The sequence below is a fragment of the Bacteroides sp. AF25-5LB genome (genome assembly GCF_003602965.1).
GTDB classification, from domain to species: Bacteria; Bacteroidota; Bacteroidia; order Bacteroidales; family Bacteroidaceae; genus Bacteroides; species Bacteroides uniformis.
Map to the genome: position 1 here is coordinate 1 of NZ_QTMC01000001.1, position 15691 is coordinate 15691.

Annotated in this window: 9 protein-coding genes and 2 pseudogenes; 7 read left to right on the forward strand and 4 right to left on the reverse strand. The window is 48.2% G+C overall.

The features are described 5' to 3' along the window. Nucleotides 1-152 precede the first annotated feature (152 nt). The 7 genes and pseudogenes from DWY57_RS00005 to DWY57_RS00035 all read left to right on the forward strand — a co-directional run. Nucleotides 153-747, forward strand: a pseudogene (locus tag DWY57_RS00005) (transposase); the annotation flags it as partial. Between the two features lie 322 nt (nt 748-1069). Next, nucleotides 1070-1987 (forward strand): annotated as a pseudogene (locus tag DWY57_RS00010) (ATP-binding cassette domain-containing protein); the annotation flags it as partial. Nucleotides 1988-2070: 83 nt separating this feature from the next. Continuing rightward, nucleotides 2071-3447, forward strand: a complete 1377-nt coding sequence (locus DWY57_RS00015; protein ID WP_117600051.1) for an FAD-dependent oxidoreductase — start codon at nt 2071-2073, stop codon at nt 3445-3447. A 62-nt stretch (nt 3448-3509) separates the two neighbouring features. Further along, nucleotides 3510-3920: a DUF6769 family protein gene (locus tag DWY57_RS00020; RefSeq protein WP_117600050.1), complete on the forward strand. Its 411-nt coding sequence runs from the start codon at nt 3510-3512 to the stop codon at nt 3918-3920. 119 nt (nt 3921-4039) lie between these two features. Beyond that, entirely contained in the window at nt 4040-5260 is a 1221-nt protein-coding gene (locus DWY57_RS00025; protein WP_117600049.1) for an efflux RND transporter periplasmic adaptor subunit, read from the forward strand. 174 nt (nt 5261-5434) lie between these two features. Beyond that, a complete protein-coding gene (locus DWY57_RS00030; RefSeq protein WP_117600048.1) occupies nt 5435-8557 on the forward strand; it encodes an efflux RND transporter permease subunit in 3123 nt (1040 codons plus the stop codon). Beyond that, nucleotides 8550-9776 (forward strand): TolC family protein, encoded by a 1227-nt coding sequence (locus DWY57_RS00035; RefSeq protein ID WP_119961156.1) that lies wholly within the window; start codon nt 8550-8552, stop codon nt 9774-9776. Before DWY57_RS00030 ends, DWY57_RS00035 begins: the two co-directional genes overlap by 8 nt. 56 nt (nt 9777-9832) lie before the next feature. Here DWY57_RS00035 and DWY57_RS00040 read toward each other — a convergent pair whose 3' ends face one another. The 4 genes from DWY57_RS00040 to DWY57_RS00055 all read right to left on the reverse strand — a co-directional run bounded on the left by DWY57_RS00040 (nt 9833) and on the right by DWY57_RS00055 (nt 15600). Then, nucleotides 9833-11065 (reverse strand): serpin family protein, encoded by a 1233-nt coding sequence (locus DWY57_RS00040; RefSeq protein ID WP_117600046.1) that lies wholly within the window; start codon nt 11063-11065, stop codon nt 9833-9835. 156 nt (nt 11066-11221) lie between these two features. Continuing rightward, nucleotides 11222-12679: an rRNA cytosine-C5-methyltransferase gene (locus DWY57_RS00045; RefSeq protein WP_117600045.1), complete on the reverse strand. Its 1458-nt coding sequence runs from the start codon at nt 12677-12679 to the stop codon at nt 11222-11224. A 90-nt stretch (nt 12680-12769) separates the two neighbouring features. Continuing rightward, the gene (locus tag DWY57_RS00050; protein WP_119961157.1) at nt 12770-15193 is read right to left on the reverse strand and encodes a TonB-dependent receptor; all 2424 of its coding nucleotides are present in this window, start codon (nt 15191-15193) and stop codon (nt 12770-12772) included. 59 nt (nt 15194-15252) lie between these two features. Then, nucleotides 15253-15600, reverse strand: coding sequence for a hypothetical protein (locus tag DWY57_RS00055; RefSeq protein WP_117600043.1), 348 nt, complete (start codon nt 15598-15600; stop codon nt 15253-15255). Nucleotides 15601-15691: the final 91 nt, after the last annotated feature.

A 15691-nucleotide genomic window follows, 5' to 3' on the forward strand; every position in this document is an offset into this window, starting at 1 on the left:
AGAGGACGTTTAGACGCAAGAAGGACGCTGAAGAGCTTAGTTGCGGATTTGAGGTTTATAAGCTTGCTTTTGAAGATTTTATCCTTTCAAACTGTTTTTTCGTTGCCATAAACCTCCTAAGAGGCTACTTTTGCAAGATTATGTGCTATGGCGTCAAGTACAACTACTTCCACATGGAACAGCGGTCGAGGTTCAAACCGGACCCGTTCAAGGCGGAAAACTTCTACTACAATGAAGAACATGACTTTTGTATCTGCCCTATGGGGCAAAGGATGCGGAGGATAGGCACCAGGAATGTGAAAACCGCATCCGGATATGTCAACGAAAATGCACGGTACAGAACTGTCAGGTGTGAAGGCTGTCCTAAGATGCCGATATTTTAAGGCAAAGGGGAACAGGACGATAGAACAGAATCACAGACTCAGAAGATACAGGCAGAAAGCCAAAGAGCTGCTGTGTTCCAAGGAAGGACTGAAACACAGAGGACAGAGATGCATAGAACCGGAAGCTGTGTTTGAACAAATGAAATACAATATGAACTACAAACGTTTCCGCCATTTTGGAAAGGATAAGATCTTCATGGACTTTGCCTTCTTTGCCATTGCCTTCAATATAAAAAAGATGTGTGCAAAAATGGCTAAAGAAGGTATGGATTGACTGATTAGACTGTTTTATGAGCTTACAGTAGCTATATTTAGATGTTGCGAACACATAAATCAAAGAAATCCTCAAAATATCGCAGCTTAAAAAAATGAGCCGATTTTTATAGTCAACGAAAAAAAAAGGAGCATCGCGTATATGACACACCTTCATTTTTATTGCAAATATTTTGTATCATATTCTTGTTCTTATCTGTTGAAACATGCTCCATAAGAAGAAGCCTTTTTTCTCTATGAATAAAAATATTTGCTGATTCAAAAAATATCCGTATCTTTGTATCCTAAGAGGGTTGTTCCATAAATAAGAGACTGTAAAATACTGAAATTAGCACAATCTCCAAATCGTTACCTTAGACTTTTCAGAACTTCCATAAGCGTTTGTCTTTCAAATTAATCCATCAAATTGATAAGAATTTAAAGTAAACTATTCCAAATACCTGGAACTCCGCAAGGAACGCCGTGAACAGCAACAGAAAGCCTACGACGACCAGCAGAAGTTCATTGCCGAAACCAAGGAATTCATCGAACGGTTCAAAGGTACCTACTCCAAGACCCTGCAAGTGCAGAGCCGCGTAAAGATGCTGGAAAAACTGGAGCTGCTGGAAGTGGACGAAGAAGACACTTCAGCGTTGCGCCTCAAATTCCCTCCCTCCCCCCGTTCGGGCAATTATCCCGTCATCATGGAAGGAGTAGGGAAAAGTTACGGTGACCATGTGGTCTTCAAGAACGCCAATCTCACCATAGAACGGGGAGACAAGGTTGCTTTCGTCGGCAAGAATGGTGAAGGAAAGTCAACGTTGGTAAAATGCATTATGAAGGAAATAGAGCATGAAGGTACACTCACCATAGGACATAACGTGCAGATTGGATATTTTGCACAGAACCAGGCCTCACTGCTGGATGAGAACCTAACCGTGTTCCAGACCATAGACGACGTTGCCAAAGGGGAAATCCGCAACAAGATACGCGACCTGCTGGGAGCCTTCATGTTCGGCGGCCCCGAAGAATCCATGAAGAAGGTCAAGGTGCTTTCCGGTGGAGAGCGTACACGCCTTGCCATGATAAAGCTCCTGCTCGAACCGGTGAATCTGTTGATACTGGACGAACCGACCAACCATCTGGACATGAAAACCAAAGATATCCTGAAGCAGGCTCTGCTGGATTTTGACGGCACCCTGATTCTCGTCAGCCACGACCGTGACTTCCTGGACGGACTGGTGAGCAAGGTATATGAATTCGGGAACAAGCAAGTGAAAGAGCATTTGAGCGGCATCTACGAATTCCTTGAAAAGAAGAAAATGGACTCCCTCCGCGAACTGGAACGATAAGCATCCGCTAAACCCAGCGTCCGAACAAATGGCCGATACATATTGTTTTCATTTTACTAAACACTTAACTAAGAGATATTAAAATGAAACAATATGATGCCATCATAATAGGATTCGGCAAAGGCGGGAAGTTATTGGCTGCTGAACTGTCCGAACGGAACTGGAAAGTAGCCATAGTGGAACGCTCCCCCCAGATGTACGGAGGGACATGTGTTAATGTAGGATGTATCCCCACCAAAGCCCTGATTCACGAATCGGAATATGCGGAAAGGAGATACTATGACGATTATAAGAACCAGTCCAAACTGTATGCACTTGCCGTGGCGCGGAAAGACAAGCTTGTATCCTTCCTGCGTGAGAAAAATTATGAAAATGTAAAAAACAAGCCTAACATAACCCTCTATGACGGAACTGCTTCTTTCTTGTCCGAAAATACAATCCGTATAATTTCCGGCAAGGACGAAACGATTCTTGAGGGGAAAGAAATATTCATCAACACCGGGTCCTCCCCTATCCTGCCTGCCATCGACGGACTCAAGGAGAGCAAGTATGTATATACCAGTGAGACCTTGCTGCAATCGGACAAACTGCCCGCACACCTGCTCGTCATCGGCGGCGGTGCTGTCGGATTGGAGTTTGCCACTATGTATGCAGGCTTTGGAAGCCACGTCACACTGCTGGAAGCGGGAAACCGCTTTCTGCCTAAAGTGGACCGCGACATTGCCGCCTCCATGCTGGAAGCATTGAACCGAAAACGTATCAATGTCCGGTTGAACGCCCGTGTCCAATCCGTGTACGACACAGCCGAAGGAATAACACTGACCTATACGGACAGTGCAAACGGCACTCCCTACTACCTGAAAGGAGATGCCTTGCTGGTAGCCATTGGCCGTAAGCCCATGACTGCAGAGCTGAATCTGGAAAAAGCGAGTATACAAACAGACAAGCGGGGAGCCATCGTTGTCGACGACCAATTACGGACTACAGCCCCACACGTATGGGCCCTGGGGGACGTAAGAGGAGACGAACAGTTCGACTACTTGTCCATCGATGATTTCCGTATCATCCGTAACCAACTCTTTGAAAACAAAAAAAGGAGTACAAAAGACCGGTATCCAATCCCCTTTGCCATTTTCACCGACCCACCGCTGGCACATATAGGACTGACGGAAGAGGAAGCGATGAAGAACGGTTATTCCATACATGTGGCACGTATCCCTGCTGCCATGATTCCACGTGCCCGTACGCTACACAGCATAGACGGTATGCTCAAAGCCATTGTAGACATCCATACCGGACGGATTCTGGGTTGTACCCTACTTTGTGCCGATGCACCGGAAGTAATCAATACCGTAGCATCAATCATGAAAACGGGACAGCGTTACCATTTCCTGCGGGACTTCATTTTCACCCACCCCAGCATGAATGAGGGATTGAATATGTTATTCAAACCTTTTTAGCATTTTCTATTTGGTAATTAAGTCCTTAACCTCTATCTTTGCATCCGTCCAAAGATAGAGGAATGAAAAAGAAACAGTACATAACCTATATTCTTTTTTTCATCAGCTTGATAATGCTGGTGATACCCGTCATTCCCCACCATCATCATGCCGACGGAATGATATGCATGAAGAATGATATCACCGCCGATTGCTGCGGACACCGTCATAGCCCGGGCAACGAGCACTGCTGTTGCGACACGGGATGCATGACAACCCACTTTGTACAACAGACGCCCAGCTCTTCCAATGATGTGTGTTCACATCCGGATGCCTTGTGGACAGTCACCCTACTCATTGAACCTTTTTCCAAGTTACTCATCCTACCCGAGTTTGATATAAGCAGGCAGGAGTGTATCTATTTGGAATCTCTTCATAGTACATTTATCATATGTGCTACGGGACTTCGTGCCCCTCCGTCTCTTCTTGCTTAACTGTTACCGGAACATCACCGGGACAGATTTCTATCCGGCATAAGGAACAATGCAATTTGGTTGCACGCCCTATGCCCTAACTTTGTATTCAAAATCAAAAAGTAAGAACAAATATCATCATGAAAAAAGTTATTTTCATGGGAGTCTTGGGATTATTCCTTTTAGGCTCCTGCAACAGCAAGTCCGGAAACAGCCACGAAGGACATAATCACGAAACAGAAGAGCACAATCATGACGGACATGACCACGAAGGACATGACCACGAACATGAGGGACACAACCATGAGCACGAAAAGCAGGAAAACCATGCCGGAGGAAGCGATGAAATCATCCTGCCACCGGCAAAGGCACAAGCTGCCGGCGTAGCAGTCAGCACTGTTAAACCGGGTAGTTTCCATCAAGTCATCAAGACCAGCGGCCAGGTGATGGCAGCCCAAGGAGACGAGAGCGTAGCCGTAGCTACAGTAGCAGGCGTGGTTTCCTTCAAGGGAAAAGTTATCGAAGGAATGAGCGTCAGCAAAGGTACTCCTTTGGTGGTATTGTCATCCAAAAACATGGCCGACGGAGACCCGGTGCAGAAAGCCCGGATAGCCTACGAAGTTTCCAAAAAGGAATATGAGCGTATGAAAGCACTCGTAGGCAACAAAATCGTATCTGAAAAGGAATTCGCGCAAGCCGAACAGATTTATGAAAATGCCCGTATCAGTTACGAGGCAGTCGCAAAGAACCATTCGGCAAGCGGCCAGGCGGTTGTTTCTCCCATCAGCGGTTATGTGAAGAATCTGTTGGTGAAAGAAGGGGACTACGTCAGCGTCGGCCAGCCGTTGGTAAGCGTCACCCAGAACCGTAAGCTTTTCCTGCGTGCGGATGTATCCGAAAAGTACTATCCTTACCTGAACAGCATCGGTTCCGCCAACTTCTGTACTCCTTATAATAATAAGGTATATACATTGAAAGAACTGGGCGGGCGCATGCTTTCTTATGGAAAGGCTTCGGGTGAGAACGGATATTATATACCCGTAACTTTTGAATTCGACAATAAGGGAGACGTTATTCCCGGCTCGTTTGTAGAAGTATTCCTATTATCCTCACCAATGGAGAACGTGTTGTCTCTTCCTCACAGTGCGCTGACCGAGGAACAAGGCAGCTTCTTTGTCTACCTGCAACTGGATGAAGAGGGCTACAAAAAACAGCTTGTCACCCTGGGTGCCGACAATGGCGAGAGTGTACAAATCCTTTCCGGCATAAAAGCAGGCGATCGCGTCGTAACCCAAGGAGCCTATCAAGTGAAGCTGGCATCGGCAACGAATGCTATTCCGGCACATAGCCATGAACACTAATCTCATGTACAATTTGACAATTTACAAAGTACCATTTCGCTATGCAGTATAAGGGTTACGTGACGAATGGGAGTGTAAAGTCAGATAAACAAGAAATATTAGATAAAACAGCAAGTGCGGCTGACATTGCGCAGCCCAATTGTACATTGTACATTGTAAATAGTAAATAGAAAGATGTTAAACAAAATAATTGGTTTTTCTCTTCAGAACCGCATCCTGGTGCTGGTAGCATCGGTGCTGTTGCTGATTGGCGGTACTTATACCGCCATGCATACGGAAGTGGATGTGTTCCCTGACCTCAATGCGCCGACCGTGGTCATCATGACCGAAGCAAACGGTATGGCAGCAGAGGAAGTGGAACAACTGGTCACTTTTCCCGTAGAAACGGCTGTAAACGGTGCAACGGGTGTGCGCCGTGTACGCTCTTCCTCAACGAACGGTTTTTCTGTAGTCTGGGTAGAATTCGACTGGGATACAGATATCTATCTTGCCCGGCAGATTGTCAGTGAGAAACTGGCAGTCGTCAACGAATCCTTACCGGCCAACGTAGGCAAACCGACACTAGGCCCACAATCGTCCATTTTGGGCGAGATGCTGATTGTAGGTCTGACAGCAGATTCGACCTCTATGCTGGATTTGCGTACCATTGCCGACTGGACCATACGTCCCCGCCTGCTCTCTACGGGCGGTGTGGCACAAGTAGCCGTACTGGGCGGCGACATCAAGGAATATCAAGTGCAGCTGGACCCGGAACGGATGCGCCATTACGGCGTGACATTGAGCGAAGTGATGAACATCACCCGCGAAATGAACCTGAATGCCAATGGTGGAGTACTCTATGAATATGGCAATGAATATATCGTACGCGGCGTACTTTCTACCGACAAGGTAGACCAGATAGCCAAGGCCGTGGTGCGGAGCAACGGAGTCTCCGGCGCCCCTATCCTGCTGGAAGATATTGCCGACGTTCAAATCGGAGCCAAACTTCCTAAACTGGGTACCGCCTCGGAACGCGGTAAGCATGCCGTACTGCTGACAGTCACCAAGCAACCCGCCACAAGCACGCTGGAGCTTACAGACAAACTGGAAGCTTCCCTGCAAGACCTGCAGAAGAATCTACCGGCGGACGTAAAGGTTTCCACAGACATCTTCCGTCAAAGCCGTTTCATCGAAAGTTCCATCGGAAACGTTCAGAAGTCGTTGTTGGAGGGAGGTATTTTCGTTGTCATCGTGCTTTTCCTGTTCCTTGCCAACGTACGTACCACAGTCATCTCGCTGGTGACACTGCCGTTGTCACTGATTGCCTCCATCCTTGCCCTGCACTATATGGGCTTTACGATAAATACCATGAGCCTGGGAGGTATGGCTATCGCCATCGGTTCGCTGGTGGATGATGCCATCGTGGACGTGGAGAATGTCTACAAGCGTTTGCACGAAAACCGACTGAAACCTGCCGGCGAGCAACTTCCTATTCTGGAAGTGGTGTTCAATGCTTCGAAAGAAGTGCGTATGCCTATCCTCAATTCAACGCTGATCATCATTGTCAGCTTCGTACCACTGTTCTTCCTTAGTGGTATGGAAGGTAGGATGTTGGTACCACTAGGCATTGCATTCATCGTGGCATTGGCGGCTTCAACCGTTGTGGCACTGACCGTAACGCCGGTACTTTGCTCCTATCTATTGGGAAAAGAGAAAACGAAAAAACAAAATAACGAAAACAGCGATTCTGCCGTAGCACGCAAGATGAAGCAATGGTATGGTTCAGCACTGACTTTTGTATTGGGGCATAAGAAAGGGGTACTTGGAGGTATTATCGGACTATTTGTAGTGGCACTCGGCTGTTTCTTCACCCTGGGCCGCTCGTTCCTGCCGCCTTTCAATGAAGGTTCGTTCACCATCAATATCTCCTCGCTTCCGGGTATCTCCCTGGAAGAAAGCGACAAGATGGGGCACCGTGCCGAGGAGCTGCTGCTCTCCATCCCCGAAATACAGACCGTGGCCCGTAAAACGGGACGTGCAGAACTGGACGAACACGCTCTGGGAGTAAACGTCTCTGAGATTGAGGCACCGTTTGAGTTGAAAGACCGCTCACGCAGCGAGCTCGTGGCAGAAGTCCGCGAAAAACTGGGTACCATTGTAGGGGCAAACGTGGAAATAGGCCAGCCTATCAGCCACCGTATAGACGCCATGCTATCCGGTACAAAGGCGAACATCGCCATCAAACTGTTCGGCGACGATCTGAACCGCATGTTCACTCTGGGCAATGAAATCAAGAGTGCCATCCAGGGTATTCCCGGTATTGCTGACCTAAACGTGGAACAGCAGATTGAGCGTCCGCAACTTGTCATTTCGCCCAAACGGGAAATGCTTGCCAAATACGGCATTTCACTGCCCGAATTTTCGGAATTTGTCAATGTCTGTCTGGCCGGTGAAGCCGTTTCCCAAGTTTACGAAAAGGGAAAGAGCTTCGACCTAACCGTACGCGTGAAAGACGACCTGCGCGACAAAATGGAAAAAATACGCAACTTGATGATTGATACGGGCGACGGACAGAAAATTCCACTGAACTATGTAGCGGAAATCCGCTCGGCCATGGGTCCGAACACCATCAGCCGCGAGAATGTAAAGCGTAAAATCGTCATCTCCGCCAACGTGGCCGACCGCGACCTGCGAAGTGTAGTCAATGATATACAAGCCCAGGTAGACGCACAAATCAAACTGCCGGAAGGATACCACATCGAATACGGCGGACAATTCGAAAGCGAGCAGGCAGCAAGCCGCACTCTGGCACTTACTTCGTTCATGTCCATCGTGGTGATATTCCTGCTCCTCTACCATGAATTCCGCAGTGTGAAGGAGAGCGCCATCATCCTTATCAATCTGCCGCTGGCATTGATAGGCGGTGTATTCGCCCTGCTCATCACAACGGGAGAAGTGAGTATCCCCGCCATCATCGGTTTCATCTCACTGTTCGGTATCGCCACCCGAAACGGAATGCTGCTCATCAGCCATTACAACCACTTGCAGCAGGAAGAAGGCTATGGCGTCTACGACAGCGTTATCCGCGGTTCGCTCGACCGTCTGAATCCAATCCTGATGACCGCCCTATCCAGTGCACTGGCACTTATCCCGCTGGCTCTCAGTGGCGACCTGCCGGGCAACGAGATACAAAGCCCGATGGCAAAGGTTATCTTAGGCGGCCTTTTAACATCCACGTTCCTGAACGGTTTCATCATTCCGATTGTTTATCTGATGATGCACCGTAACCAACAACCTAAAACGTCAGACAATGAATAAAAGATTTTTCATATTCAGCGCCGCCATCCTCGCTTTTGTGGGGATGAGCGCACAAACGTCCGGCATTGATGCCGTGCTCCAGCAGATAGAGGCCAACAACAAGGAGTTGCAGGCTAACTCCCACCTCATTTCCTCACAAAAACTGGAGAACAAGACAAACAACAACCTCTCCGACCCTACACTGTCATACGCCCACCTTTGGGACTCCAAGAACAGTGACGAAACAGTCGGCGAAATGGTCATCTCACAAAGCTTCGACTTCCCCACGCTTTACGCCACCCGAGGGAAGATGAACCGACTCAAGACAAATGCACTGGATGCACAAGCCACCGCCTTCCGCCAGCAGATATTGCTGCAAGCGAAGGAAGTATGCCTGGACATCATCATGCTGCAACGCCAGCAAGCCCTGCTCGACGAACGGTTAAAGAATGCGGAGGAGCTGTCGGCCATGTACACCCGACGTTTGGAAACGGGAGATGCCAATGCACTGGAAACCAACAAGATTAATCTGGAGTTGCTGAATGTACGCACGGAAGCCCGCATGAACCAGACGGCACTTAACAACAAACTGAAAGAGCTGCTTGTCCTCAACGGAAACCAGCCGCTCACACCGGGACGTCCCATGCCCGGTACCACACCCGACGCCCAAACACTCGGATTGACAGAGTACCCGGCAGTGCCGTTGCCGGCCGACTTCCGCTCGCTAGCCGACGAACTGCTGGCTTCAGACCCCACCCTGCAATCCTTGCAGGGTGAAAGTTCTGCTGCCCGGAAACAGATTTCGGCAAGCAAGCAAGGCTGGCTACCCAAACTGGAACTGGGTTACCGTAGAAATACCGAATCGGGGCATCCGCTGAACGGCGTAGTAGTAGGCTTCTCTTTCCCGCTTTTCGAAAACCGCAATAAGGTCAAGATAGCCAAGACACAAGCGCTCAACATAGACTATCAAAAGGAGAACGCCGCACTGCAAGCCAGCTCTGCCTTGTGGCAACTCTATGAAGAGGCCAAGAACCTGCACGCTTCCATGGAGGAATACGAGCGCACCTTCCATCAACAGCAAGACCTTTCTTTACTGAAACAAGCACTTATGGGAGGACAAATCAGTATGATTGAATACTTCGTTGAAATATCGGTTGTCTATCAAAGCAAGACAAACCTTCTGCAACTGGAAAACCAGTATCAGAAGGCAATGGCACAGATATACAAGAGCCGGTTATAAATAGAAAGAGCTGTCTGCGGTTGGCAGACAGCTCTTTCTATTTCAATATATTGTAGTTATAGTTTTGTGACTTTACCCATAAACAGAATAACCCCCGTACTCTTCTCCTTTATCAGGAAGATGAAAGGACGGTCCACATAGAACGGAATTACCGTACTTGGTCCGGGAACGGCCAGGTCCATTCCTCCGACAGTTACAGCCGCAGCTTCCGTCCCCTCTTCATTCACATTCACATAAGTGAACTGTTGCAGCAAACTGATAAACAAATCCTCATCCGCCATTCCGGAAAAATCGGCCGATGGAGTAAAAGCCTCCTGCATTCCCATTGCCATCATATCGTCAATGAGTTCTTTATCATATTCCATTTCAAACCGGGGTAACTTAAGGTTCAAGGCAAAGCTTGATAAACTACTGTTCCATTCCCCCCAACGCTCGTCATTCAGCTGCGGCAGGCACTCATCCAACGATTTTCCCTCTGCCGGCAAGAGCACCACCATACTGAAAGCCTCATTGCCGTAAGGCAACTCTGCCATTGAGAAATACTCATTCTCGGCATAGTTGAATCTCTCGTCACGAAGATTCATCATGTGTACAGTCGATTTGCTTCCGTCAGCATTCGTAAAAGCCTCTTCTGCCGTATCCGATTTTTTGAATTGATTCTTCCAAATCCCCTTGAAATAAAGCGCATTCAACAGATAAAGACGCGCCGTCTCCGGAATCTCATTCAAGACTTTGGGGATGCAATTATTCGTTTTCCCGGCACACCAGCCGTTTATAATGTCCGGAGCCTTGGGAGAGGCAAAATCCAGCTCCTGCACTTGCGCGTCATACATCTTTTTGTTTACGCTTACAAAGTCGTCATGAACACCGAACCCTTTCTTTATCCAGATGGAATTGGCAATTCCCAACTGTGTGGTATTGTCCAAATCGAGCAACGCCTCCACCAGCTTCTTATTATAGTTGTTCATTTCTTCCAACGAATAGCCCGAAAAGCCCAGGACATCTGTCATCTCAGATAGTGTGTTTCCCAACGCTCCATTGGCAATCATAGACAGACAGAGCGAAGCGCTCAAAGGAGAGATGAACAGATTGGGCTTTTCCACCTCAGTTTTACAAACCTGATTAAAGAAACGGAAAGCGAAATCCGTTCCTAAATCCGTCATCTCCTGCTCGGCACGGGTCAAGGCAATGTCTTTGCGGGGCTTGGGTTGTGGTGAAGAGTTGTCGTCACTCTGGCAGGCTGCAAGGATACAAAGTAGGCTTAAGGCAGTAATCGTTTTTTTAAGCATAAGCAAATAGTATTAGTTTTAAAACAGTTATCTATATATAGAAAATGCTTGAACAAACAAAATACTGCATTGAAGAAACAATAAAAAATAGTACATTCCTACTCTATTATTATACTGCAAAATATATACAGCAGCTTTGCAGTAACGTGATTGATTTCACCCGGTTATTGTTGCCAATTCCAGCACCCCTTCCGGCAAATATCCGCTGCGTATGCGCCATTCCTGGGGATAAAGATTATTGGCACGGTTACCTATATTCTTGACAAATCCTAGAGGTATCTGTTTGTAGGTGAGCAAGACAATGCCGCGCGGAGCAGTCTCCGAAAGGACAACAGCCTCCTTGCGCAGATAACTGATGGCCTGCTCGCGGCCTATCTCTTCATGGGCAAAGGCATCCGGATTCAGTGCTATACTCATGGCGAGCCCATGAGCAGGCATCCAGTCTTTTCCTTTCAACTCGGCAACATCTACCCCAGCCTGCACGATACGGAGTGACGAACGCAAAGCCGACAGTTCGGAGAGATACGCTTTAGGGAAAGCGCTGACGTTGTTGCCATTGACGATAAATTCGTAATTATCCGGAACCGCAAACCACTCATGCAGTGCCGAAAGCTGTTCTTTGGAAACACCCGGAGTTTTCGCTCCTTTTCCTTGGGGTTTTCTTCCTTTTTCCCGGGATTTCACCTGCCCGGCCCAGGTATTCCCATCGCTCACGCCCGGTTTGCGGAGAACTGCCAAAAAGAATCCTTCCCCCTTCGTCCGATGGGGCAGGAAACGATAGACGGGAAAGTCCTCTCCCGACAATAGATTACCCGTAATATTCCAGTCAGTAGAAATTTCCAATGGCAATACCTCCGCCCCGAATTCATCCCGTATCCAACGGATGTTCTCTTCGTTTTCTTTTGTATTATAGGTACAAGTACTGTAGATGAGAATGCCTCCGGGCTTCAAGCAAGGCCAGATATCCGTAACGATGCGACGCTGGCGCTGCCAGCAGATTTCCACATTCTCTCCACTCCACTCACTTACCGCAACGGGGTCTTTACGGAACATCCCCTCGCCAGAGCAGGGGACATCCGTCAATATGACGTCGAAGAAGTCCGTCAAGGAAGAAAAATCCGCCGGATCATTATTAGTGACCACCACACCGGAATGCCCCCACTTCGCAAGATTCTCCGCCAATACCTGCGAGCGGTTGCGGATTACCTCATTGGCCACCAGCAAACTGCCTGCGGGCAACACGCTACGGGCATGCGTGGATTTCCCGCCGGGAGCCGCACAGAGGTCAAGCATCACCACCGGTCCTTCGCCCACATACCGCCTCAAAGCCTGCTCCACAAACATGGACGAGGCTTCTTGCACATAATAGCAACCTGCATGAAACAGTGGATCGAAAGTGAATGTCAGCCGCTTGTCCAGATAGTATCCGACAGCAGACCAAGGGACATGCCTAAAAGAGGAACGAAAAAGACTGAATGAAGATGCTGACAATTTATCTTCATTCAGTCGGATACTGACCGGCTGCTCCCCTTCCAGGGCGGCAGCCAGCTTTTCATATTCTTCCACACCCAAGAGGGCGCGTGTATAATCGGTGAAAGATGAGGGTAGCTTCATGCTTTGAACTGTTTTATGGCAGCAAAGATAGTGCAAAATACGTTTCACCAATCTACGGGGCTAAACAAAAAGCACGGTTCAATACTCTTTTTAAAAACTGAGTTTCACCCCTGCAAAATAGGAACGCGGTGCACCCGGTCCGTAGATATAACCGGAATCGCGGCTCGCTCCTTTATCAAAATCTTTCTGATAAGAATTGAATATATTCTGTACACCGGCATTGAGCTGCAAACAGAACCCTTGAAAATCAAAGTCGTAAGCTATCTTTGTTCCAAGTTCAAAGAAGTCCGGACTCTTTACCAATACATCCGCCTCACCGTTCACCTCCGAAAGCAAATGGGGAACGTACATCCGCCCGGTATAATTGCCGTTCAAAGCTATTGAGAAGGCTTTAACCGGCATATAGGTAGCTGTAAAGTAGCCGTAGACGTCAGGAGTACGCAGTATCTTGTCGCTGTAACGTTCTTTCTCCGACAAGTGCTCCTCATCCGCACTCCATTCTTCGGGAGAGTCATAGATACTTCGTTGAAGTGTCAACCCTGCCTGCAACTGAACCTTATCCTTATAGGCAACCTTTCCTTCCAATGTGCCGCCATACACTTTAGCTCCCGAACCATTGATGCGGGTCTGTATCAGATAAGCGCTACCATCCGGATCTTTCACCGGAGGCGTCAGGACAAACGGGTCGGAAAGTTTCGTGTAGAAGCCTTCCACCAGTAGGTTTGCCTGGAAATCTCCGAAATAGTGGTACCAATCTACCGAAGCATTGAAGCTGCGCGAACGCTCTTCCTTCAATCCTTTGGCGCGGACAATGGAAACCAACTCTCCACCCACATTACTGATATGCAGATCTTCATCAAACGCTTGTGGAGCACGGAATCCCTCAGCATAACTGAAACGGATATTCACATCCTGAGTAGGATTGTAACGGATATTGGCACGGGGACTGAAAACAGCCTTGTCCATGATGCTGTTTTTATCCACGCGCCCGCCAATCAGGAAACTCCACTGTTCGTTCTTCCACTCATTCTGGGCATAGGCGCTTGCTATATTCACCACTTGGTTCAACGGGGCGGGGGTATATTTCTCAATCAGTTGTTGCAAGTGGTCACCCGTTGCCGTAGGATCTTCGGCCAAAGCAGCATCACGATACTTCTGTACGTCCGTTGCCTTGTCATGCAGATTGTCGTGATTGAACTCAATGCCTCCGGTCAAATCGGCAGGCATAAACAGACACTTGTCAAAATGATAAATATACTGGGCACCCAGCACACCGGTAAAGTCCGTAGTCATTCCATAAGCGCTGTAATAACTATTGCGCACGATGTGCTGAGCCGAAGCATAGGTACTGAACGTATGTTTCTGGTTTTTGGAGAAAGCCGTGAACTTGAGCCCACCCGTGTTGATGGAATGTTTCAGCTGTTCCACCAGTCCGGGCGCCCCGGTACCGTTCAATCCGGCATCCTCGGCTATATGAGGGGGAAGGCTGAAGCCACTTCCACCACGGCGGAATTCCTCCATATGATGGTATTCAAGGCTCAGCTTGGAATAGGCACTTGTCCGGTAGTAAGCATTCAGACCGACAGTCTGGTTCTTCAGCTTCGGTAATTCGGAGAAACTGTCTCCATTGGAGTCCCATGCCGAACGATGCCTGCTCTGGCCGTACACATAAGCCCCCATCTTACTGTCCGAAGAAACCAAGGAAAGATTCAGGGTCGTGTTGTTGTCGAACGAGCCGGAACCGTCGAAATTGGAAATGGTATGCGAGAAAGAACCGGAATTGCGAATCGGTTCCTTCGTAATGATATTCACCGTTCCGGCAATGGCCGAAGAACCGAACAAGGCTGAACCACCTCCACGCACCACTTCCACACGCTCTATCATGTTGGCGGGAATCTGTTCCAACCCATACACACCGGCCAGAGAGGAAAAGATGGGACGTGAGTCTATCAATATTTGGGTATATTTCCCATCCAGCCCGTTGATGCGCACTTGTGAATAACCGCAATTCTGGCAATCGGTCTCCACCCGCACACCTGGCTGAAAGGCCAGTCCTTGCGACAAAGTATGCGAGTTTGTCTGCTCAAACAGTTTAGGAGTGACCACTTTGACCAAAGTGGGTGCCAAACGCCGGGCAGTCTCGTTGCGGTTGGCTGTGACTACCACCCCGTCCAGTGCCACCATGTCTTCTTCCAACTCAAAGTTCTCTTCCAAGGTCTTACCACGTTTCAGAACGACTTTGCGCTCCTGCGACTTATAACCTACGGCACTGACGGACAACGTGAACTCACCTTCAGGCAAATTCTTTAGGAAATAGTGACCGGTGGCATCGGTCATGGTCCCGATGGTGGTGCCTTTCAGCGAAACTGTCATATAAGGCAAATGTTCCCTTGTACTTTTTTCTATTACATGACCGACAATATTGGCATCGGTACTCTTCAAATCTTCGGCATAAACGGTTGATGAGAGTAACAGACATACTGCTCCCACCACAAAAAATATATATTTTTTCATGTACTTCTAAAATAATATGTTAATCAATGAGGTTGACGCAATCCCACAACGGAATTGCCTTAATCTATCGGATTTGAAAAAAAAGAAGGGGGAGCACGCAGGCAAATACCGCCACGAAGCTTTACACACTTGATGCATTCCGTGGCGAGAATGCTCAGTACACACAACAAAACAAGGAAAACCGTCGCGGCAACCGGAAGCAACGGAAGGGAAGAGGAGACGAAAGAGGCAAGATAGAAAATGGTTTCCAACTGCACCTCTGTATGCTCATGCTGTCCCTTGAATGGATGGGAATGCACAATGATAACACCATTCACCACATGCGAGTGGGTAAACAGCGTAATTCCTCCCAGATAGGCAATGAACAGCAGAGGGAGGAAACACTTCATTATATTCCTCAACTTCATCAAGACTTCCCAATAAAAACAGATGCGCGAAGATAACAGTATTTACAATAAGAAACAACCCGGTTTGTATATTTACCTCTATTTACAGTCG